The sequence below is a fragment of the Desulfosediminicola flagellatus genome, assembly GCF_005116655.2.
Classification (GTDB): Bacteria; Desulfobacterota; Desulfobulbia; order Desulfobulbales; family Desulfocapsaceae; genus Desulfopila; species Desulfopila flagellata.
Window position 1 is genome coordinate 1,564,783 of sequence record NZ_CP050698.1, and the last position, 23,196, is coordinate 1,587,978.

General features: G+C 45.9%; 16 protein-coding genes. 11 read left to right on the forward strand and 5 right to left on the reverse strand.

The annotated features are described in order from the left end of the window. Positions 1-20 precede the first annotated feature (20 nt). Positions 21-653 carry a class I SAM-dependent methyltransferase gene (locus tag FCL46_RS06530; protein WP_167505754.1) on the forward strand — a complete coding sequence of 211 codons (633 nt, stop codon included), beginning with the start codon at positions 21-23 and terminating at the stop codon, positions 651-653. An 83-nt stretch (positions 654-736) separates the two neighbouring features. On the opposite strand, the gene FCL46_RS06535 is transcribed toward FCL46_RS06530, so the two are convergent. The 5 genes from FCL46_RS06535 to FCL46_RS06555 form a co-directional block, all read right to left on the reverse strand. Further along, the gene (locus FCL46_RS06535) at positions 737-1,582 is read right to left on the reverse strand and encodes an epoxyqueuosine reductase (protein WP_217909572.1); all 846 of its coding nucleotides are present in this window, start codon (positions 1,580-1,582) and stop codon (positions 737-739) included. 54 nt (positions 1,583-1,636) lie between these two features. Next, a complete protein-coding gene (locus FCL46_RS06540) occupies positions 1,637-2,041 on the reverse strand; it encodes a YkgJ family cysteine cluster protein (RefSeq protein ID WP_136805565.1) in 405 nt (134 codons plus the stop codon). Between the two features lie 171 nt (positions 2,042-2,212). Then, on the reverse strand, positions 2,213-2,983 hold the full coding sequence (locus tag FCL46_RS06545; protein WP_136805566.1) for an IclR family transcriptional regulator: 771 nt from the start codon (positions 2,981-2,983) through the stop codon (positions 2,213-2,215). Positions 2,984-3,196: 213 nt separating this feature from the next. After that, a complete protein-coding gene (locus FCL46_RS06550; protein WP_136805642.1) occupies positions 3,197-4,240 on the reverse strand; it encodes an asparaginase in 1,044 nt (347 codons plus the stop codon). A gap of 92 nt (positions 4,241-4,332) precedes the next feature. Continuing rightward, positions 4,333-5,811: an alanine/glycine:cation symporter family protein gene (locus FCL46_RS06555; protein WP_136805567.1), complete on the reverse strand. Its 1,479-nt coding sequence runs from the start codon at positions 5,809-5,811 to the stop codon at positions 4,333-4,335. 679 nt (positions 5,812-6,490) lie between these two features. On the opposite strand from FCL46_RS06555, the gene FCL46_RS06560 reads away from it, so the two are divergent. From FCL46_RS06560 to FCL46_RS06605, 10 genes are all read left to right on the forward strand, one after another. Then, positions 6,491-7,495 (forward strand): extracellular solute-binding protein, encoded by a 1,005-nt coding sequence (locus FCL46_RS06560; protein ID WP_136805568.1) that lies wholly within the window; start codon positions 6,491-6,493, stop codon positions 7,493-7,495. Between the two features lie 9 nt (positions 7,496-7,504). Further along, complete coding sequence (locus FCL46_RS06565; protein ID WP_136805569.1) at positions 7,505-9,136, forward strand: ABC transporter permease; 1,632 nt, start codon at positions 7,505-7,507, stop codon at positions 9,134-9,136. Positions 9,137-9,138: 2 nt separating this feature from the next. Next, positions 9,139-10,209 (forward strand): ABC transporter ATP-binding protein, encoded by a 1,071-nt coding sequence (locus FCL46_RS06570; protein WP_136805570.1) that lies wholly within the window; start codon positions 9,139-9,141, stop codon positions 10,207-10,209. A 154-nt stretch (positions 10,210-10,363) separates the two neighbouring features. After that, entirely contained in the window at positions 10,364-11,140 is a 777-nt protein-coding gene (locus FCL46_RS06575; protein ID WP_136805571.1) for a TatD family hydrolase, read from the forward strand. A 653-nt stretch (positions 11,141-11,793) separates the two neighbouring features. Then, on the forward strand, positions 11,794-12,144 hold the full coding sequence (locus FCL46_RS06580) for a hypothetical protein (RefSeq protein ID WP_136805572.1): 351 nt from the start codon (positions 11,794-11,796) through the stop codon (positions 12,142-12,144). Between the two features lie 438 nt (positions 12,145-12,582). Further along, the gene (locus tag FCL46_RS06585; RefSeq protein WP_217909573.1) at positions 12,583-13,974 is read left to right on the forward strand and encodes a glycerate kinase type-2 family protein; all 1,392 of its coding nucleotides are present in this window, start codon (positions 12,583-12,585) and stop codon (positions 13,972-13,974) included. An 82-nt stretch (positions 13,975-14,056) separates the two neighbouring features. Then, positions 14,057-16,090: a molybdopterin-containing oxidoreductase family protein gene (locus FCL46_RS06590; RefSeq protein ID WP_136805573.1), complete on the forward strand. Its 2,034-nt coding sequence runs from the start codon at positions 14,057-14,059 to the stop codon at positions 16,088-16,090. Positions 16,091-16,932: 842 nt separating this feature from the next. Next, positions 16,933-21,375, forward strand: a complete 4,443-nt coding sequence (locus tag FCL46_RS06595) for an FAD-dependent oxidoreductase (protein ID WP_217909574.1) — start codon at positions 16,933-16,935, stop codon at positions 21,373-21,375. Next, positions 21,375-21,812: a hydrogenase iron-sulfur subunit gene (locus tag FCL46_RS06600; protein WP_136805575.1), complete on the forward strand. Its 438-nt coding sequence runs from the start codon at positions 21,375-21,377 to the stop codon at positions 21,810-21,812. The genes FCL46_RS06595 and FCL46_RS06600 overlap by 1 nt, the downstream gene beginning before the upstream one ends. Before the next feature lie 81 nt (positions 21,813-21,893). Then, positions 21,894-23,192 carry a (Fe-S)-binding protein gene (locus FCL46_RS06605; RefSeq protein WP_136805576.1) on the forward strand — a complete coding sequence of 433 codons (1,299 nt, stop codon included), beginning with the start codon at positions 21,894-21,896 and terminating at the stop codon, positions 23,190-23,192. Positions 23,193-23,196 lie beyond the last annotated feature (4 nt).

Sequence of the window (23,196 nt, forward strand, 5' to 3'; positions counted from 1 at the left end):
TGAACAATAACGAGATGATAATGGATGAGCTGAAGACGAAGCTAACTATAGATGCATATGACAGGAATGCAGAACATTATGCACTGAAATTTGAAAATTTCTCTACATACACCAAGAAAATACTTGAATTTCACAAGGGCTATGTGCCTGAAGGTGCACGAATAGTAGATTTGGGTTGCGGACCAGGTCATGTCATTAAAACACTCATGAGTCTGGATAGTACCTGTTGCTGCACTGGTGTCGATTTATCTACTGAACTCATTAGTATTGCAAAGCTCAATAACCCTTCGTGCACGTTCATTACTGAGGATATATGTACGATACAGTTACCTGCTGAATTTGATGTAGTAATCGCATCATTTTGTATAGTTCACTTAATCGAGAATGAAGCAGAGAATGTCATAGAAAGCATTTCAAAATGTCTTGATAAAAATGGACATCTTTACCTGAGTTTCATGGAAGGAAGTACTTCTGGATTTGAATCAACAAGTTTTTCAAAAGAACAGATATTCTTCAACTACTATGATGTCGATTATATTTTGGAATTATTAAAAAAATACGGGATAGAACCTCAAGAAATCAGCAGGGAAGAGTATCTGGAACAGGATGGTTCAATAACCATAGATATATTTATTTTTGCTTCAAAACAATAGCGCTGGGAGTCTTTCTGAAACCAACCATTTTCTATAGACTCACACGTGCAAACTAGTCCTGAAAATTCACGAGTTATCTCTTGTTACAATTTCTCGCGCGGTGGAAAAATCTTTCTATTCAAAGGGTTTTGTGACTCGCAGGGGACTTTGGTCTGGCATAGGCCGCAACTATTCACCTTGAAACCTAATTGCTCCTTTTCGACGTAAACTGCAGTTACATTGCGGATATATTCCTTGCATTTGGTCTTATCATGACCAGATTCAGAAATCGCCCCTGCCGGGCAGCGACGCATGCAGGCGAGACATTTACCGGTAGCCTGAAAAAGGCACCATTCGTTATGTTGAGTATAAGGCCGTATCTGCATGGTGGGAGAATATCTCTTGCGAACAATAACCGAACCGACACGCACAGCCTTTCCTGCGGGCGTAATCAGACCATCTGACAGGCCAAAAGTGCCAAGTCCGCAGGCATGGGCAGCATGGCGTTCAGACCAGGATGAGGCAAAACCGTATTTTTCTGAGACCGCTCCGGACCATTCAGGGAGTAAAACCGGAGCACAGGCTTGAAGCCCTTCAGACGTAAACAGATCCACAACATACCGTCGGAGGTTTTCGTTTACCTTTTCACCGTAATGTCGAACTTTGCTCCACTCTATGCTGGGTAAAGCTTCAGCCTTTCTATGGGCGATTCTGGTCTGTTCTGTTTGCGGTAAAATCCATGCGATGACGCTCAATTCATCAGCCCGAACTGATTCATCCTTGAAAGCGAGTGAGAATGCTTCCTGTGGTGTCCAGTAGAACTCATGTCCTATATCAGATTTCAAAAAGTCGAAGAGCGAATCTTCCGCTGAAGCTATACCAACAAGAGGGAATGAAAAGGCATGTACATCTGAACCGGGTTCAATTGCGTTATTTGCGTGGTCATTCATCCATGATGTAATATGCTCTTTTATCTGATCCATTTTAAGGCGATTTGTAGAGGTTCAGTTGGTATTTTCGCTATGTAAGAGAGTGATTGAGTTTTCTACTAATGGCTGAATGATATCCAGCAGATCTTCACGGTCAAGATACGGGCAGGGCTCATTATACGGGAAATCACGGCATTGCCGTGGTCTTGCCAGATGGATAGAGCATCTTCCGCGCATTTTTTCATTGTTGAGGAAAATACATGAGCCGTCCTTGCGCACTTTAAAGGTGTTTTTCCCTTCGATATATTGTTTGCGTACCTCGCCGTCACTTATGGCAAAATGTCGTGCAATCCTGTTGATATCTGTGGCATCAACATACAAGGTTGATCCTTCGAGCCTGTAACAGCAGTAGCCGGGACAGAAATTACAATAGAGTTTACTGCTGGCCAGTACATATTGGTCAGGTTGCTGGGCTGTCATTATTGCGCTCCGGGGGACTGCTGTGAACCTGCCTGTTATGTATATATGTGTATAGATCAGGCCGTCAGTAATACCGGTTTAGATCTATTCTGCCAATGAGTATTAACAGTATATGAGTGGAATATGTCGGGATCATATTTCGATATATCCAGAAGTATATAGTTTGCGATATCAAATCTTTGATATTGCAGCAGAGATGGTTTTAGAAAGTTCTTTCAGCAGATTAGAATAGAGCTTCTCGAAATCGCTCATTGAATAGCGTGCTGTGGATGAGTCAAAGCTGACACCACCGACAACCTCGGAGGTTCTAAGGTTGAATATCGGCGCGCCCATAGCGATCAGGCCTGGCAAAAATTCTTCTTTGTTTATTGAATATCCGCGTTTTTTTGTTTCTTCGAGATCCGCCAGCAGTTGCTGTTTATCTGTAATACTTGCTCCGGTAACCGGTCGCAGCTCAATTGCATCAAGCATGGTTTGCTGTTTATCTTTATCGAGAAAAGCCATGGCCGCTTTGCCCGTTGCCAGATTGTACATATCAGCATTAACGGTGAAATGAGCAAAGGCGAGGGTATCTATTGATTCGCGCCTGTAGACCAGATATATCGACTGGTTTTGAATGATCCCCACATCAATGTGAATGCCGTGCTGTTTGTGAATCTCATCAACAAAGGGCTTAATTGTCTGTACAATCTCAGCTTTTTGCAGGAATGAGTGCGCGAGAGGGATTGTTCTCAGGCCTAGCCTGTAAAGTTTGTCTTTCGTGCCTTTTTGCAGATAACCATGCTCGCAAAGAGCACCAACATAGCGGAGTACAGACGTTTTATTGATTTCAAGGCGTCTGGAAATTTCACTCAGGCTAAATGATGTGTCATCCGCACAGAAAAGGTCGAGAATTCGAAGCCCTTTGTCGAGAGTTTCTGAAATGCTGCTTTTATTACTCATAATAAATCAGATATAGCAGATGAAGGTGGATGTGACTGATTGTTACCGGATAGACTGCAGCTAATCAGAAACTGATGTCGTTGTCAATACGCTGCGAAAATAACGGGTTGGCAGGTGGGCCCGATCTGGCAAGTGTGATAGTGTGCTTCGGGCCCGTCAGGTATGACTATACATAATGAGAGATGTAATCCTTCATTACGCTGGGAGGTAAAACTAAAAATAGTAATGGGTTTCAGGGTGTTCCTGAATGTCACCGTTTACGGGAGTTTCGACAAGCTCTTTGACTTCCTGCATCGTAGAACCTTTAGCCAGTGCCCACATAAGTTTAGGAACAATAGCCTCGGTATTCATATCTTTTGCATAAATGATATCTTCCCTGGGCAGGCTGCGGCCGACTTCGTAAATATCTAAGTCTACACCTTCCATCAGGCACTGTGTGGTTACAACGACCGCAACACCAGCCTCTGTTAATTCACGGACTTTTGATGCAAGATCCAGAATGCCGGATGAGACACCACCAATTCCATAACTTTCAATAATGACCCCTTTGACCTTTGTCTTGAGATAGTCAAAAATGTCAGGGTTGAGTCCTGGAAAAAGTTTTAATACAAAGACGCTGTCTTCAATTTCGGTTGCGATATTGAGTGCTGCGGGTGTGCCCGTCGCATCGGTATCCGATCTGAAAAAGACATTGTTGGCTGCTTCATTGTAACGAATCTTGTTATGCTTAATAACTGCAACTGATGGAAAATTGACGCTGTTAAACGCGTCATAACTTCTGGTTTTAGTTTTTATAGCTCGTGTTCCGTTTATCAGTTTTCCATCAAAGGCGATAAATACTCCGGCGAGTTCTTCGCAGGCAAACAGCAATGCATCGTTAAGATTCTGGATAGCATCAGTTGTGGCATCTATCAGAGAATATTGTGACCCTGTGAGGACTACCGGTTTGTTGAGCCCTTGTAACAGATACGTGAGTGCTGACGCGGTGTAGGCCATGGTATCAGTGCCATGGGTTATGATAAATCCGTCAAATGAGTCGTAATCATCAGCTATTGCCTGAGCAATACTAAGCCAATTCTGAGGAACCATGTTTGAGCTGTCAATATTCATGACAGTTTTTCCCTCTATATGATGCTTCCTGGCAGCAGGTTGAATACACTCTATCAGTTTCTCAACGGTGTAGTGGGGGCGAAGACCGGTTTCGGTATGATCACATACGATTGTCCCGCCAGTGGCCAGAATGAGGAGCTTACGAATTGGGGAGGTATCTTTCATTGATTCCTTTGAATGAAAGGTCATTCCTCAGGGCGGAATAGTTAAGCCCTGAGGAATGAGGAGCTTTCGGGCAATTAATTTTTCAGGTCAACGCTGGCTTTAACTCTGTTGGCCTCGAGCTTTTCGACCCAGATGTCAGCATTTTCAATGCCAAGTTCACGCGGGTCAAATACTGGATCAAGGCCCGCCTTTTTCTGTGCTTCGTAATCTTTCAGGGTCTTAACACCAGTGCGGGTAAGCAGAATAATGGCAATAATGTTGAGCCATGCCATCAAACCAACACCGATATCACCGAGTGCCCATACCTGACCTGCAGAGTTAATTGAACCGACAAAAACCATGATCAGCAAAACGACACGGGTAACATTAAAGACAAGTTTGTGGTTCTTAAACTTTTTGGCCAAAAAGGCAACGTTTGATTCACAGTAATAATAATATGCCATTAATGTGGTGAAGGCGAAGAAAAACAGTGCAATCGCAACGAATCCACTACCAAGACCCGGGGCAAGCGTATCAACAGCTGACTGGGTGAAGATTGGTCCAGGTGCAGCACCACTTAAGGAAGGGTTTTGGAACAGGAAACCGCCGGCACCATCAACAGTGTTGTACATTCCGGTAATAAGGATCATCAGCGCAGTTGCGGTACAGACAAACAGGGTGTCTACATATACAGAGAACGCCTGAACAAGGCCCTGCTTGGCAGGATGACTAACTTCTGCTGCAGCTGCGGCCATAGGTCCGGTACCCTGACCAGCTTCGTTTGAATAGATTCCACGCTTAACACCCCACATAATAGCCTGACCGATGATTGCGCCAAACGCTGCATCGCTGCTGAATGCGGAGGTAAAAATAAGAGAAAACACAGAAGGAACTTTCTCTATATTGATAAGAATAATTGTCGCGGCAACAAGGATGTAGGCGATAGCCATGAATGGTACTACGACTTCAGCTACTCGTCCGATACGTTTAACACCACCAAAAATGATCAGGGCAAGAAGGGCAACAACCACACCGCCGGAAACAGGGGCAGGGATGCCGAAGGCATTATTCATTGCAGCAGCGATGCTGTTTGCCTGAATTCCAGGAAGGAAAAAGCCCATTGCGATGATAGCTGAAATTGCAAAGGCGATTGCATACCACTTCATGCCAAGACCTTTTTCGATGTAGTATTGCGGTCCACCGCGATACTCACCATCCATCTCTTCTTTGTAAACCTGAGCAAGGGCAGACTCTATATACGCAGAACCGGCACCGAGAAAAGCGATGGTCCACATCCAGAAGACTGCGCCAGGACCACCAAAACCAATTGCCGAAGCCACACCAGCAATATTACCGGTACCGACACGACCACCAAGGGCCATTGCAAAACTTTGCAGAGAAGATACGCCGGACTTAGAGGATTTACCATGGAACAACTGGCCAACCATATCCTTTATTAATCGAACCTGAGGGAATTTCATCAGAATCGAAAAGTATACACCTGCGCCAAGGCAGAGAAAAACCAGTGCCTTACTCCAGATAATTCCATTTAGAAAATCAATAACCTGTCCCATTTATAATTCTCCTTACTGCGTAGTTGTTTGGGTTAACTGTTTACATGTAGATGACGCTCGGGTCCTTCCGGTTACGCGTGGTATCCCGTTTGTTTCGTTCCTCTTGGGTAAGAAATGTTTATTTCACAGACACATGTGTTCCTTTCAAAGGAACACATGTAATTTTGAGGGGAAATTAAATCGGCATCGGAGGGATATGTCAAGGGGAAATGTGACGTGCTTTAGACAGGATGCAGAGATTAGACCAATCTGGTGGTGAATGAGAATCGGGTTGTTCGTATTTCTCTACTCCAAAGAAGGAAAGGTTATACGATTAGATTTGAGCTGATAGATTATGTGATTATACGTGATTATCAGTGTTTAGAGGTGGTTTTGGCTGGTTCCCACTTAAGGAGGTTTAGGAGTAGGCTGAGTGCAGGTTCTGAGAGTTACCCGAGATTGAAAGTTTTTAGATGAAAACACCACTGGGTGGTAGCGAAATTTGTTGACACTAACTTTTCGATAGTTTAGGTTTGCCGAAAATTAATTGGTTGCTCTAAGTGAGTACGAAGAGCATTATATTATTATGAGTTTAAAACTTGTTTCCAGCTGTAAGCTATCACTTCACATCAAGATGACGATCTTGAACAAGGTGGCGAGTTTTAGATTGAAAACGAACAAAAGATCAGGAGAAGAGAAAATGTTGTCACGAATGTTAGCCGCCCTTATGTTGGTTCTTATCAGCCTTCCTGCATATGTTTCAGCAGCAGGTAATGAAATTATTGTATATTCAGCACGTAATGAACATCTTATTAAGCCTCTTTTTGAAATGTACACCAAGAAAACCGGTGTGCAGGTTAAGTACATAACAGGAAAGGCCGGAGCCTTGCTCGAACGGTTGAAGGCTGAAGGTGCCAATACACCTGCAGATGTATTTATCACTGTAGATGCAGGTAACCTCTGGCAGGCTGCAGAGGCCGGTGTACTTCAGCCGCTTACTTCTGAAATACTTGAGGCAAATGTACCTGCGAACCTTCAGGACCCGAACAACACCTGGTTTGGTTTATCAGTACGCGCTCGAACCATCGTCTACAATACCACCTCCGGTGCTGATAAAAAGCTTTCAACCTATGAAGATCTTGCTGCTGATAACTGGAAGGGGCGCCTCGCTCTCCGCACCTCTAAAAAAGTGTATAATCAATCGCTGGTAGCATCTCTCATTGCAGAGCATGGAGCAGAAAAGGCAGAGCAGATTGTTAAAGGCTGGGTAAATAACCTCGCTGCAGATCCTTTTAGTAATGACACCAAAGCACTTGAAGCAGTCGCTGCAGGAATCGCTGATGCGACAGTTGTAAACACCTATTACTTTGGTCGTCTCATGAAAAAGCAGCCTGACCTTCCTCTTGCGATTTTTTGGCCGAATCAGGAGACCAACGGTGTGCATATGAATGTCAGTGGTGCAGGTGTTACCACCCATGCTAAAAATAAGGATGCTGCGGTAAAACTGATTGAGTGGCTCTCGGGTGAAGAGGCACAGGCTCAGTTTGCCGGTCTCAATATGGAGTATCCTGTGAACACGAACGTTGACGTTGACCCAATTGTAGAAAAATGGGGAACATTCACCGGCAACCCAATGAATGTCGCTAAATATGGCGAACTTCAGGGTGAGGCGATAAAACTTATGGATCGTGCAAGCTATAAGTAATTGACTCTCATGCGAAAACACCTCAAATCGCTATCTATCCGGCTGGATGCCTGGCAGCTGTCAGCGCTAATTCTGGCTGGATTGGTAGCGGTTCCTATCGGGATTATATTTTCCTCAGTATTTCGGCCGGAAAGAGAAATCTGGAATCACCTGGCCGATACTGTTCTTTCTTCGCTGCTGCTCAACACCTTCTGGTTGAGCAGCGGCGTTCTTGTGTGTACCGCTTTACTCGGGGTTTCTCTGGGGTGGCTGACTGGTGCCTGTAATTTCCCCGGTCGATCATTTTTTTCCTGGGCCCTGACTTTACCTATGGCGATTCCCGCCTATGTAATGGCGTTTATATTTGTCGGGGTTATGGATTTTACCGGCCCTGTTCAGTCCGCCATGCGCACTTTACCAGGTCTTGAACGTACTATAATCGAAGTGCGATCTACGCCATTTGTGGTACTGGTAATAAGCCTTACGCTCTATCCGTATGTGTATCTGCTCAGCCGTTCTGCATTTCTCAGCCAGGGACGAGTGCTTATGGAAGCGGCCCGTACATTGGGTGTCGGCCCGTGGGTTGCATTTTGGCGGGTGGCTTTGCCTATGGCCCGCCCATGGATTGTCAGCGGGCTGGCGCTTGTTCTCATGGAGACGCTGGCGGACTTTGGAGCAGTTTCTATTTTTAACTACGATACCTTTACTACTGCGATCTACAAAGCATGGTTCGGGTTCTTTTCATTACAGGCTGCTGCCCAGCTCTCTTCAATACTCGTCATATTCGCTTTGGTTCTTGTTCTGGTCGAAGCAATGTATCGCTCAAAGATGCGATATTATGCCAATGCCAGAAGCGGCAGTGTCCATTCTCGAATAGTGCTCTCTGGTGGAAAGGGGCTGGCAGCCACACTTTTTTGTTCATTAATTGTGCTTGTCGCCTTTGTTCTGCCAGTTACCCAACTTGCACTTTGGGTGGTTGAAGCCGCACAGGATAGTGCCTTACCGGATTACATGGCACAAACATGGCAAACGTTATTTTTAGGTGGTGGTGCAGCTATTCTTACCTGTATCTGCGCTGTATTACTTAGTTATGCAAAGCGCAGAAAGCCTGGCAAGCTGAACGTATTGCTCTGTAAAATATCGACAGTCGGTTATGCGCTTCCCGGAACTGTTCTTGCTGTAGGCATCTTTCTACCTATTGCCTGGTTTGATAATCAGCTGCAGGGGATATTACACACAGTGTTCAATATCGATTCAGGGCCATTGTTGCAGGGCACTGTTATCGTAATGCTTATGGCGTATATGGTGCGATTTCAGGCAGCAGGGTTTGGAGCCATTGATAGCGGCATGCAGGCGATCAGTCCAAGTCTTGATGAGGCTGCGGCGATTATGGGGGTTAAAGGTGCAAAACTTGTCTGGATCATTCACCGACCACTTTTAAAGAAAGGCCTCTTAACTGCATTCATTCTGGTGATGGTTGATGTCGTAAAAGAAATGCCGATCACCCTGATGACACGACCCTTTGGCTGGGATACGCTGGCTGTGAAAATCTATGAACTTACAAGTGAAGGGGAGTGGGAGCGTGCAGCATTGCCCGGACTTTATCTGGTGATGGCATCAATCATTCCTGTAGTGCTGCTGATTCGGCAGACGGAGAAATAGAAATGGAAAAGCAACAGAAAACACCGCTTCTGCAGGTAGATACTGTATGTAAATCATATGGTGATAATCAGGTTGCCTATGATGTGAGTTTTGTATTGGAAAAGGGTGAGATAGGCTGCCTGCTTGGCCCCAGTGGTTGTGGCAAAACAACACTTTTACGAGTCGTAGCCGGTTTTGAGCATATTCAGAGTGGCAGCGTGAGTATTGATGGTGAGCGGGTATCTGCATCGGATATAAATGTTCCGCCTGAAAAACGATCTATTGGTATGGTCTTTCAGGATTATGCTCTTTTTCCACATCTTTCTGTGTTTGATAATGTGGCCTTTGGCATTCGATCAAAGCAGTATAGTGAAGTGAAAAAGAATGTGAAAGAATTGCTTGATCTTGTTGGTCTTAGTGATGTTGCTGAAAAATATCCACATGAACTTTCAGGTGGACAGCAGCAGCGTGTTGCCCTGGCAAGAGCACTTGCACCTCAACCTGAACTGCTGCTGCTTGATGAACCATTTTCAAACCTCGATGCTGTTTTGAGAGACAGGCTGACAGTAGAGGTTCGCGATATTCTGAAAGAACTCGGCACTACCGCTTTGCTTGTTACCCACAATCAGCATGAGGCGTTTTCGGTGGCAGACAGGATTGGTGTACTGTTCGAAGGCAGGATGAAGCAGTGGGACAACGCACATGATATTTACCACAGACCTGCAAGTCTTGAAGTGGCAACATTTGTCGGTGACGGAGTTCTTGTTTCAGGAACGGTGATAGGTCCAGGGCAAGTGAAAAGCGGCCTGGGTCTTTTGCAGGGAAATCTTTCACTGCCATGTGAGTCAGGTTGTGAGGTAGATCTGCTTGTGCGACCTGAAGATGTTGTTCATGTTGAGGATGCCTACGTAAAGGGCAAAGTATTACATAAATCATTTCGTGGGCCCAACATTCTCTATCAGCTTGAATTACCTTCAGGCGAGAAATGTCAGGCGCTGGTATCCAGCCATCACAATCATGCTCTTGGTGAATTGATAGGGATTATACCGGAGGTTGATAATCTGGTTGTCTTTCCACGGAAAACCATGCTGTAAAAAAAAATAGCAGAAATCCTATTGAATAAGCTCTGCTTCTCTAACATAATGGGTTCAGATAGTAGTTGAATATGACTAAAGAAGAGTATGTTGAAATGGTCATATTTAAACCTACACGTAATGAAGATTTGATAACCGGGATTTGAGGGGAAGCATGCAGCTGGTTGATACACATTGCCATATTGATATAGAACGTCATTTTCCGGATTTTGATGCAGTTCTGGATAGAGCCGTCAAAGCGGGTGTGAGTGATATTGTTCTGGCAGGGGTTCATCGCCAAGGCTGGCAACGGCTTATGGCTTTGAGCAGGAAGCACCCTGAGTTGCATGCGGCATCTGGAATGCATCCCATGTATCTTGATTACCATGCACCAGAAGATCTGGCAGAGCTTGAAAAACTCGCAGCCAGCGGCGAACTGGTAGCCATTGGGGAGGTGGGGCTTGATTACCATGTCGAAAACAGTGACCATGCTGTGCAGCAACGACTTTTTGAGGCGCAGATTGATATTGCCGCCAGTGCTGGTCTGCCGCTTTTGCTTCATGTCAGAAAAGCTCATGATCAGGTGCTTGCAACCATTCGGCGAAAAAAGTTCAACAATGGAGGAATAGTCCACGCCTTTAACGGAAGTTATCAGCAGGCCACGCATTATATTAAGCATGGTTTTATGATTGGAATCTGCGGCACAGTTACCTATGACCGTTCCCGAAAAATCCGGAAAGTGGCAAGCGAATTACCCCTTGAAGCACTGGTTCTCGAAACAGATAGTCCAGATATTCCTCCTTCAGCCCATTGGGGCGAAAGAAACCTGCCTGAATATTTACCCGAGGTGCTTTTGCACCTAACTCAATTACGCAGTGAAGACCAATCTGGTATAGCTGTACAGACCAGCAAGAATGCCAGAGCAGCACTGACACGCATTGATCTCCCTTAAGAAAACTCCGTAGTTTTCGGGCTGGAACTACGAAGTACATAGTATATGGTATGCGATATATAATTCATCCTGTGAAAAAAAGTTTCGTATGAAATAACCAACAATTAAGGCGTTGTCGGCAGTTCAGGAGTTGATGCCTCAATATGTTGGGTATGTCACGGAAAAAGCTGTTGTCATTAAATATATTATGAGGTAGATAAGTGTTAGGGATGGCGTTTGATAGCAATTCTTCTATGTTGTCTTAATAGAAAGAAGCTCCATCAAACCAAAGTTTCCTGCAGATTAGGGGGGGACACCTGGCTGCTATTTGTTTTACCAAATCAGATGAAACAAATTAAGTGTGACAAAATAGAACCGAAAATGTGGATTTTATCATTGATAATAAGATGTTATTCTGTGCCGGGATGCTGAATGGATTGTAGTTTGAGTCTATGCTGAAAGTCTCGGTGTATCGTTCCTCATTTACCCATGTACTCCATTTATCTATGGGAAAAGTTTTCAAAATAATGAGGTAAGTGAAATCTCAGGGAACGGGATGATAAACACTGTATTGAAATGAAATCTACCTGGTTTTCTTTCTGAAACTACGTAGTATTCAATACTTTCTATATTGGCTTATGTTTTGTTTTTTTTATTAATACCAGGAGATAAGCATGGAACTTGAGCATGTCGTTGCAATGTCTGAAGACCGCGAACGTCTAAGGCTGAACAGTAACGCAACTGTTAAAGTCGAAACTGTAGATCGCAGAGTGGTTGAGGGGCAGTTACGTGATATAGGGATGCATAGTCTTTACCTTTTTACCCATGAAGAGAATGATGATTTTTTAATTCATGGCGAGCCGGTAAAGGTCAAAGTGAAAATGCGAAGCGGCAGCAGTAATCTCATAATTGAAGCTGAAGGAAATATTGCCAGAATGGATGCGTTTGGCTTTGTCGTTCAGTTTAATGATTCGTTGAAATGGTGGCCGGTATTTACCATGTTTCCGATATCTGAAGATCATTAATTCGTTGTTGAAAGTACATACAATTATACCAGTATAATCCGCAAGTGTGCCTGATAAACCGTAGTCAGGTTACAGGCACCCTGCCGGCCGTTTTTCTCTCTTTTTTTCTCTGAAGATTTCCTAACCATTCTGCGTAATGCAAATTCGCAAAATATACCATTGAGCAGTAAATGCTCTACATTGATTCATCGTATATACGCTGGCCATTCAGCTATAATCATGAATGGTGTGTGTCTGATAGAGTGCATATAGCGAGTTATTGGGTAGTTTGAGGTTTCCCATGCATTTTAGTTTGCAGAGTCTAGATGATTGTTGGTGATTTTTGTGCCTTTTATAAAAACACCTATGAGAATTATCTGTGAATATAGTAGAAATCCCTCAGTGAGATGATACGGATACATAACATGTAAGCGGAATATATTAAAAACGAGGTGATTGATGAGCAGGGAAAACACCTGTAATTCAGATAGTATGATAATCCTGGATAAAATTTTCAGGGCAGGCCTGCTGCGAGTAGATCCCTATCAGATGATTAAAGATCAGCTGCATCGTGATGGCTCCTGTCTGTCCATTCATAGTGATGATGTTCAGCTTTCAATCGATCTTGATGACTATACTGAAATAGTGATTCTTGGTGCGGGGAAGGCGACAGCACCTATGGCAAGAGCCATGGAAGAATTGCTCGGCGAAAGGCTGACTAAGGGGCTGGTAGTCGTCAAATACGGTCATACTGATAGCTTGAAAAAGGTCGAGATTATTGAAGCCGGTCATCCTGTACCCGATGCTGAAGGCGTACGGGGAGCAGGTGAAATTTTACAACTGGCAGCAGATGCGGGAAAAACAACTCTGGTTATAAACCTCATTTCCGGAGGTGGTTCGGCGTTATTACCGTATCCCGGTTCATTTGAAAAAAATGGGCAGACGTTTCAGCTAAGTTTGTCAGATAAGCAAAAGACCACTCAGGCGCTATTGGCCTGTGGAGCTGAAATTAATGAGATTAATTGTGTGCGTAAACATCTCTCCGGGATAAAGGGTGGCCGATTGCTTGATGCAATTGCTCCGGCACGATCTATTAACCTCATATTATCTGATGTAGTGGGGGACGACCTAAGCAGTATTGCCTCAGGCATGACGGCGGCAGATCCGACAACATTTACTGATGCGCTTTCAGTATTGCAACATTACAACATAGAAAAGGACGTTCCTGAACTGGTTGTGCAATACCTTAAAGCTGGGGCGAATAAAGAAATTCCTGAGTCATTAAAGATTGGATCAAGCGCGCTGGCTCTGAGCGCAAATATCCTGCTTGGTACAAATCGTACGGCATTAAACGGTGCCGCCACCGAAGCTGAAAAGCATGGATATTCCGTGATTCGACTAACATCACGACTAACCGGAGAAGCCAAAGAGCTGGCCCGGACCTTATCAGCTATAGGTGCAGATGCCAAAGAGCATAAAATGCTGGGCAACCTGCCTCTGTGTATTATTTCAGGGGGGGAGCCGATTGTAACAATTCAAGGCACAGGCAAGGGCGGCAGAAATCAGGAGATGGCACTGGCGTTTTTACGTGAGATGCAAAAATGCCCTGACCTCTATGAAGACATTCATTTTCTGGCTGCTTCTACTGACGGTAACGATGGTCCGACTGATGCTGCAGGAGCTTTTGCTAATCTCGAGCTGCTACAGAGATGCAGGGATGAACAGCTTGATATAACCGAATATTTGCACAATAATGATTCATACAATCTCTTTGACAAGATTGGTGGGTTATGCAAAACCGGCCCTACCAATACCAATGTCTGTGATCTTCATTTTATGCTGATTCTCTAATATAAAGCAGACCGTGATAAGCCATAAACTCTGTTGAAACTTCATCGTATTCTTGAAAAATACAAACCACCAGGCACCTGATATGAAACAGGAAAACGGAATCGAATATAAAAAAACAATTTGTCCTCTGGATTGCCCTGATAGTTGCGGCATAATTGCCAAAGTTGACAATGGCACAGTCGTTTCTTTAAAGGGGGATCCCGATCATCCTTACACTCAAGGGTACATTTGCAGGAAAATGCGTTCATACATTGAGCGCGTGTATTCTAGCGAGAGGGTACTCTACCCGCAACTTCGGGTAGGTGAAAAAGGGGAGGGGAAGTTTAAGCGCATTAGTTGGGACGAGGCGCTGGAAATTTTCGCCCGAAAGGTGACAGAGGTGCGCGAAACCTATGGTGGTGAAGCCATCCTGCCATATCAATATGCCGGTAACATGGGCGCAATAAATAAAAATGCGGGATATGCTCTGTATCATAAACTGGGAGCGAGCAGGATACTTGAGACTATCTGTTCCGCTGCGGCAGGGGCCGGAATGGCAATGCATCTACCCGATGTGCCAGGAAGCCCGCCTGAGGTCGCTGAAGATGCAGATCTTATCGTTGCCTGGGGTATTAATATCAAGGTGACGAATATTCACTTCTGGCAATATGTTGCGGCTGCCAGAAAGCGTGGTGCCAAACTCCTGGTGATTGATCCGTACAAAAACGACACAGTGAAGTCGGCCGATCTGTATATACCGGTACAGCCGGGAGGTGATGGTGCGCTGGCACTTGGTGCTATCAAGCTGTTACTGGAGAGCAGGCTGATAGACAGGCAGATGCTGGAGAAGCAGACTACAGGTTTTGATGCGCTTGAAAAATACCTGAGAGCTACTCCCTGGGATGAGTTTACACGCCTAAGCGGGGTAGAGAAAAGCGGGATTGAACAATTTGCTCAATTGCTCGCCGGGCATCCAAAGACTTTTATTAGAATCGGTATTGGCCTGAGTAGAAATAGTCGTGGCGGAATGAGTGTCCGCTCTATTGCTTCTCTTGGTGCGGTACTGGGGCTCCTTGATGGCCAGGATGGCAAGGGGATGCTGCTTTCTAGCAAATCGTTTACTGGGGATAGTTCAAAACTCCGTTTTCCTGAGCTGATGGAGAAGCCCACCAGACACATCAATATGGCCCACCTGGGACATGCTTTAACCAGTCTTAAGCCGCCGGTGAAAATGTTTATCTCCTATAATTGCAATCCGCTCTGTGTAGCTCCGGATGCATCTATTGTTCGGAAGGGGTTGGAAAGAGATGATCTTTTTACGGTGGTTCATGAGCAGGTGATGACTCCAACAGCCAGATATGCCGATCTATTGCTGCCTGCCACCACTTTTCTCGAAAACAGAGATCTCTATACGGGCTACGGTCATTTTCAGTTTGGAGTTGTTGATTCGGTGATTGAGCCTCTTGGTGAGGCCAAAAGTAATTTTCAACTTTTTCAGGATTTGGCAGGAAAGCTTGGGTTTACTGATGAACCTTTCAGGCAGACTGTGGATGATCGTCTCAGTGCGTATATTGCAACTATTGAGGGATTACCCCCAAACTTTGAGTTTATACCAGACAAACCGACTGAGTGGATTACTTCAACACGCAAGAGACTGTCTGAGTCAGTGATTGATTGCTGGCAGACTTTTTTTGCTTTTAACGTTGAGGGTGATGAGCAGACTCCTTCGATCCCCTGCCTGCTTGAAGCGGATGAGTTTTCAAATAAAGATCTCTGCTCACGTTTCCCGTTGCAACTTATTACTCCGCCTCATATTGATCTGCTTAATTCGACGTTTGGCGAGAGGTATCCTGAAGAGTCGGGGACCGTGCTTATTCATCCGAATGATGCTGAAATATATAACATTACAGATGGTTGTGTGGTGAAGATTTACAACCATCGTGGTGGAGTGAACCGTGTGGCAAAAGTAACTGAAGATACACGTCAGGGGTTAATAGTGGCTGAGGGGATCTTCTGGCAGACTGCGAGTTGCCCGGCTGGGATTAACGATCTTACTTCTCAGAAAACTACGGATATTGCGGCGGGACCAACCTTCCACGAATCGTTGGTGGCAATCACTCCGATTGATGGCCATTGAGCAATTCAGCATGAAGGCTGAAACATAAAGTATACGGTCTGAGGTGCACCAACTCCGGCATTATTACAATTTAGACCGGAGTTGTGTTGCGCGTGAGAAAAAAAACAGTATCAAAAGCATGACAGATATTGTCAGGAAACAAACAAAAAAAACTTCCCCGTTAAAATACACTTTTTTTTCTTTTTTCGCTCCATTTCCCCTTTTCTGCATCAGTATATTTTCTAGTTGAATTTATTGGACTGATAACCATTACTCGACGTGTTTATACCTCTTTCAAAAGATCAAATTACTAATTCTCCACAACTTTTGTTGTACCCCTAGCTGCAATATATTAATGAAGAAAGGCATAAAAAATGTTGATATGACAGCGTGGAACAGATAGGATCTAACACTGATATCGAAGGACAATGGTTGGGCAGACCTACTTTTCACCAAAATTTAGCATGAGTATTGTGCAGTCCAGAGTAACGTATTGATTTTTTTAATACATTGGGTTTGGTCAGTCAACTAACCGATTGAAATCAATGTTTACCAAGGGAAGCTGAGCTTATGGCGTTGTCACTGTTACTGAAGAAAGAAACAGGGGATGCTGTGGTTTAATGCTTCGCTTCGCGGATTTCTGACAACCGCGACTGGTGAGAAATCAGAGTTAAAGCTGTCTGCAAAACAATATTTTATCAGACCATTGTAATTATAAATACCGTGTAAACACGCAAGGAGGTTCCTCTCTGCAGTATGTCTATCTTCGAAACCGGGTGATGCTTCGTAGGTGGTTAGCTGCAGCTGAAAGTAACATGTAATAGGTACACGAATACTTAACCATCAGCACTGAAGGAGTCATCATGGGATTTGAGACGCACAAGATGAGTGGATCGGTTATGGTTGTAGGAGCAGGTATTTCAGGCATGCAGGCATCGCTTGATCTGGCTGAGTCTGGCTATTATGTTTACCTTGTTGAAAAATCCTCCGCTATCGGCGGAGTAATGTCGCAGCTTGATAAGACCTTTCCGACCAACGACTGTGCAATGTGAGTAATCTCACCTAAACTGGTCGAGGTCGGCCGGCATCTCAATATCGAGCTATTGACGAACACTGAGCTTCTGGGCATCGAAGGCGAGCCTGGAAACTTTTCCGCTAAAATTCATCAGAACCCCCGATATGTAGACCTGACAAAGTGCACGAGCTGTGGCGAGTGTGCAAAGGTTTGTCCGGTTTCCCGCCCAAACGAGTACAACGAAAAACTCGATTTTCGCAAAGCAATCTACAAACAGTATCCGCAGGCTATTCCTGGTGGATTCGGAATAAACAAAGAGGGAACTGCCCCGTGTAAGGCCACCTGTCCTGCCCATGTCAGCATCCAGGGCTTTGTTGCTCTGATTAATGACGGCAGGTATGACGAGGCTTTAAAACTTTTCAAGGAAGAGCACCCGTTCCCGGGAATCTGCGGCCGCGTCTGTCATCACCCCTGTGAAGGCGAGTGTACACGTGCCCAGGTGGATCAACCCCTTAACGTCCGTGAGCTGCATCGCTTCCTAAGCGATTATGAACTTGAGAAGGGTGAATTTTACCTTCCTGAAATCAAGGCTGAAAAACGTGACGAGAGGGTTGCGGTAATCGGTTCAGGTCCTGCAGGCGTAACCGCTGCATGTGAATTGCTCAAGCAAGGCTATCAGGTCACCATCTTTGAAAAACTTGATGAACCTGGCGGTATGATGCGATACGGCATTCCTGAATATCGTTTGCCACGCGACATCCTCGCAGGCGAAATCAAGGTTGTTCAGGATATGGGTGCCGAGCTCAAGTGCGGAGTTACCTTTGGTACAGACATCACCCTTGAGAGCCTGAAAATGGATGGCTATTCAGCGGTGTTCATCGCAATAGGATTACATAGCGGTAGAAATCTCGGCATCGAAAACGAGGAGATGGAAGGGGTTTTGCAGGGCGTTGATTTTCTGCGGGAAGCCTCTAAGGGCACAAAGATTGAAGTCGGTAAAGAGGTTGTTGTCGTAGGTGGTGGTAACGTTGCTGTTGATGTTGCCCAAACTGCAAAACGTCTTGGAGCCGAGAATGTGACGCTGATTTGTCTTGAGCGCCGCGAGGAAATGCCCGCCTGGGAATATGAGATTATAGAAGCCCTGGAAGACGACATTAAAATCGTCAATAGTTTTGGTCCTCATAATTTTCATATAGACAAGGATGCGAACCGTATTGCAGGTATCGAATTCAAGAGCTGTAAGAACGTTTTTGATGAGAATGGACGTTTTAATCCTGAGTATGACGAGAGTGTCTGCGAGATCTTTAATTGTGATACGGTCATCGTTGCTATCGGTCAGAGTGCCAATATGGATGGCATCAAAGATCAGGGAATCGCTATTTCACGGCCTGGTGGTCTCGAAGCTGATTCTGTAACTCTGCAAACCCCGATCGACTGGGTATTTGCTGGTGGTGATGCCTTCTACGGTCCAAAATCGGTTGTAGACGCCGTTGCCTGTGGTAAAGAAGCAGCTATTTCTATCCATCGTTATATCAACAATATGGATCTCAGGGAAGATCGCGACAAGGTCTGGGAATATGTGCGACCTGCCATTGAAGGCGAAGGCATCATTGAGCGCATCAAGGCTAAAGCTCTTGCACCGAAGGATCGCGCCGGTAACTTCCTTGAAGTTGCAAGCGGCTATAACGAGGAGCAGGCGAGACGCGAATCAACACGATGTATGAGCTGTGGTATCTGTTCGGAATGTTATCAGTGCCTGGACGCCTGTCTGGCAGGTGCAATCGATCACGATATGGTTGCAGTTGATAAGGATCTCACCGTAGGCTCTGTGGTTCTCGCCACAGGTGCTAAACCCTACGATCCGACTCCGCTTTCCGATCTGTATTTGTATAAACAAAATCCAAACGTTATGACGAGCCTTGAGTTCGAGCGATTGCTCAGCTCTGGCGGACCAACAATGGGTCATCTGGTTCGGCCATCGGATCACAAGGAACCAAAGAAAGTCGCCTGGCTCCAGTGTATCGGTTCACGAGATAATAATAAATGCGGCAACTCCTATTGCTCCTCCGTCTGTTGTATGTACGCGATGAAAGATGCAATGATAGCCAAGGAACATGCCACCGAAGATCTCGACGCCGCCATATTCTATATGGATATCCGCTCGTTTGGTAAAGACTACGAGATGTATTATGACCGTGCACGGGACCGTGAAGGAATCCGTTTTGTAAAGTCCAGGGTCCATTCGGTGACGGAAAATCGTGAGAACCAAAATCTCATTCTACGTTTTGCCGATGAGAACGGCGCGATCATGGAAGAAGAGTTCGATATGCTCGTACTCTCGGTCGGCTTAGAAGTTCCAAAAGAAACTCTGGAGTTAGCAGATAAACTCGGCATTGCTGTTAATAAAAACAAATTCTTAGAGAGTAAACCGTTTAATCCTCTCGAATCTACGAGACCGGGAATTTTCGCCTGCGGCACCTTTCAGGGGCCAAAGGATATCCCGGCATCGGTTACTGAAGCCAGTGCGGCGGCAGGTCTTGCCGGTTGCCTGATAGCTGAGGCGCGGGGAACTGATACAAAGGTTCTTGAAGTGCCCGAAGAGATAGATATCTCAGGACAGGAACCGCGGGTAGGCGTCTTTGTCTGTAATTGCGGCTCTAACATTGCCGGTGTTGTTGATGTGCCAGCAGTACAGGATTATTCGGCAACGCTGCCGGGTGTCGTCTTTACCGATAATAACCTGTTCACCTGTAGTCAGGATACGCAGGCAAAGATAAAAGATAAGATTCTTGAAGAACGATTGAATCGTGTAGTTGTCGCATCCTGCAGCCCTAAAACCCATGCCCCGATGTTTATGGAAACTCTGGAAGCATGCGGGCTGAACAGATATCTTTTTGAGATGGCAAATATCAGAAATCAGGACTCCTGGGTTCATTCAGACAGTCCGGAACTGGCAACTGAGAAGGCCAAAGATCTGGTGCGTATGGCTGTTGCTCGTGCAGTCACGTTGAAGCCGCTCCATGGTAAGGTCATCCCGGTTAACAAGCACGCCCTGGTAATTGGTGGCGGAATTGCAGGTATGAACGCCGCACTTGATCTCTCAAGACAGGGGTTTGAATCCACGCTTATCGAGAAGCAGCCCGAGCTCGGTGGAATGGGCAGAAAACTGCATCACACAATCGAAGGTGCAGATATTAAGACCTATGTCGATCAGCTTGCGACAAAGGTAAGCTCCGATGAGAAGATCAATGTGATCACAGATTCGGAGATTGTTGAATTTGAAGGTTTCCAGGGTAACTTCAAGACCGCGGTACGCGCAGGTGGTCAGGAAGAAGCGCAGGAAATTAAGCACGGTGTCATCATTGTCGCCACAGGCGCGAATGAATACACGCCGAAGGAATATCTCTACGGTGAAGACGATCGCGTCCTCACTCAGACCCAGCTCACTGACAGACTGGCTGAAAAGGGTGCTGCTGATCTTGATAATGTCGTCATGATCCAGTGTGTCGGCTCCCGTAATGAAGAGCGGCCTAATTGTTCGCGGATCTGCTGTCAGGCAGCTGTTAAGAATGCCTTGGCAATTAAGAAGAGCAGCCCGGATACTCAGGTGTTTATCCTCTATCGCGACATGCGCATGTATGGCCAGATGGAAGATTATTATACTGAGGCCAGGAAGCAGGGAGTCCTTTTTGTACGCTATGCCAAAGACAATCCACCGACTGTCAAAACCTCTGATGAGGGCGTGCTGATAACGGTGAAAGATCATGTCCTGCAACGGGATATAGAGATTTGTGCCGAAGTACTCGCGCTATCTGCGGGTGTTCAGCCGAGCCGTCCGGAAGAGTTGGTTAACAAGATGAAACTGAATACCAACCCTGAAGGGTATTTCCTTGAGGCGCATGTCAAGCTGAGACCGGTTGATATGGGAAGTGACGCCGTCTTCTTATGTGGTACTGCACACGGCCCGCAATTGATCTCTGAAGCGATTGTTCAGGCTAACGCTGCTGCATCGAGAGCCGTTACCTTCCTCTCTAAAGATGAGATTAAGCTGTCGGCAATTAAGGCGGAGGTATTCCCCGAGCAATGTGTGAAGTGTCTGACCTGTGTCCGGTCATGTCCGTTTGAGGTTCCGCAGTTTGATGTGGCTGCAGGAGAGATTAAGATCGATCCGGCTCTCTGTCAGGGTTGTGGTGTTTGTGCATGTGTCTGCCCGAGACAGACCATCAACCTCAACAATTACGAAGACGACCAGATCACCTGCGAGATTGAAACCCTGCTGGAGGAAATATAATGGCTGATTTCAAACCGACTATTGTGGCATTTTGTTGTGACTATTGAGGGTATTCAGCTGCGGACCTGGCAGGTTCGATGAGACTGACGTACCCAACAAATATAAAAATACTCCGCGTACCATGCACAGGTAAAGTGGATGTGATGTATCTGCTCAGATGCTTTCAGGAAGGTGCCGACGGCGTTTTTTGCGTCGGCTGTCTTGAAGGTAACTGTCATTATAATGAGGGAAACTTGAGGTGCCGGGAGCGTGTCGAGCATATCCATGAACTGCTCGAAGAAATCGGCATCGAAGGCGACCGTGTCAGGATGTATAACCTGTCTTCGGGAGAAGGACCGACCTTTGCTAAATATGCTCAGGAGATGACCGAGCATATTCTGGCTCTCGGCCCCAATCCTTTAAAGGGAAAGCCCAGAAAAGCAGTTGAGCCTGCATAATATCGCAGGTTCAACTGGGGGTTCAAGAAAGAACTTTAAAGGATGCGTCGAAATAACGGCACCTCATGTAAGGAGTCAATTATGTCTGAAGGAGCATTACGAATAGGCGGTAAAAAGAAAAGCAGGTTTATGGACCAGGTCAAGGACCTTCTGCCCGAAGGCGGAAACCTTGACATGTGTCTTACCTGTGGGGCCTGTACTTCCGGCTGCCCGGCAACAGGGCTTGAAGGATTGGACCCGCGAAAAATGTTACGCATGGCAGCCATGGGCATGGATGAGGAACTCATGGCCTCTGACTGGCCCTGGATGTGTACAATGTGCGAGCGTTGTGTCTACGTTTGCCCAATGAAAATCAATATTCCCCAACTGGTCTTTAACCTGAGGGCGGCACGGCCTCGGGAAGAGCGCCCGAAAGGTATTCTGGGTTCGTGTGATATGGCTCTTCGCAGTGATACCTGCAGTGCCATGGGAGCAAACGAGGAGGACTGGCGTTTTGTGGTTGAAGATGTCGCCGAAGAGGTTCGCACGGATCAGCCGGGTTTTGAAAACCTGCTGGCCCCGATGGACAAGGTGGGCGCAAATTTCTACCTCAATCAGAACTCAAGGGAGCCGATGACAGAGCCGGATGAGATGGTTCCGCTCTGGAAGATTCTTAATACGGTCGGAGCTGACTGGACATATGGCTCCAAAGGTTGGGCGGCGGAAAATTACTGTTTATTCCTCGCTGATAACGAGAGCTGGAAACATATCATCGAGGTCAAGGCAAAGGCTGTTGATGACCTTGGCTGTAAGGTGTGGCTCAATACCGAATGAGGACACGAACTCTTCGCAGTCCGGGCCGGACTGAAAAAATTCAACATTCCTCATAAATTCGAGATAGCAAGCATCATTCAGTATTACGCAAAATGGATCAGGGAAGGGCGGTTGCCTGTGAGTTCCGACTGGAACAAGGATCTAAAAGTTACCTTTACCGTTCAGGACCCGTGTCAGTTAGTACGAAAATCCTTTGGCGACCCCGTGGCCGACGATCTGCGCTACGTGGTGAAAAAGGTTGTCGGTGAGGAGAACTTTATCGACATGACACCGAACAAGTCCAACAACTATTGTTGTGGCGGCGGCGGTGGATTCCTGCAATCAGGTTTTCCTGAACAACGTCGTGAATATGGTCGCCTGAAGGCCGAGCAGATAGCGGCCACAGGCGCTCAATACGCCATCACGCCATGTCATAACTGTCATGCTCAGGTTCATGATTTATGTGAACATTTTAACGGGAGTTGGCATACCCTGCATCTCTGGACACTTATATGCCTGTCCATGGGAATGCTCGGAGAGAACGAAAGAGTATACCTCGGGCCTGATCTCGCTAACGTCGGCCTGTAGCATT

Excerpts from the sequence above, each read along its gene's own strand:
- FCL46_RS06530 (WP_167505754.1), top strand. The coding sequence starts at position 21 with ATGGATGAGCTGAAGACGAAGCTAACTATAGATGCATATGACAGGAAT.
- FCL46_RS06535 (WP_217909572.1), bottom strand. The coding sequence starts at position 1,582 with ATGAATGACCACGCAAATAACGCAATTGAACCCGGTTCAGATGTACAT.
- FCL46_RS06540 (WP_136805565.1), bottom strand. The coding sequence starts at position 2,041 with ATGACAGCCCAGCAACCTGACCAATATGTACTGGCCAGCAGTAAACTC.
- FCL46_RS06545 (WP_136805566.1), bottom strand. The coding sequence starts at position 2,983 with ATGAGTAATAAAAGCAGCATTTCAGAAACTCTCGACAAAGGGCTTCGA.
- FCL46_RS06555 (WP_136805567.1), bottom strand. The coding sequence starts at position 5,811 with ATGGGACAGGTTATTGATTTTCTAAATGGAATTATCTGGAGTAAGGCA.
- FCL46_RS06560 (WP_136805568.1), top strand. The coding sequence starts at position 6,491 with ATGTTGTCACGAATGTTAGCCGCCCTTATGTTGGTTCTTATCAGCCTT.
- FCL46_RS06565 (WP_136805569.1), top strand. The coding sequence starts at position 7,505 with ATGCGAAAACACCTCAAATCGCTATCTATCCGGCTGGATGCCTGGCAG.
- FCL46_RS06570 (WP_136805570.1), top strand. The coding sequence starts at position 9,139 with ATGGAAAAGCAACAGAAAACACCGCTTCTGCAGGTAGATACTGTATGT.
- FCL46_RS06575 (WP_136805571.1), top strand. The coding sequence starts at position 10,364 with ATGCAGCTGGTTGATACACATTGCCATATTGATATAGAACGTCATTTT.
- FCL46_RS06580 (WP_136805572.1), top strand. The coding sequence starts at position 11,794 with ATGGAACTTGAGCATGTCGTTGCAATGTCTGAAGACCGCGAACGTCTA.
- FCL46_RS06585 (WP_217909573.1), top strand. The coding sequence starts at position 12,583 with ATGAGCAGGGAAAACACCTGTAATTCAGATAGTATGATAATCCTGGAT.
- FCL46_RS06590 (WP_136805573.1), top strand. The coding sequence starts at position 14,057 with ATGAAACAGGAAAACGGAATCGAATATAAAAAAACAATTTGTCCTCTG.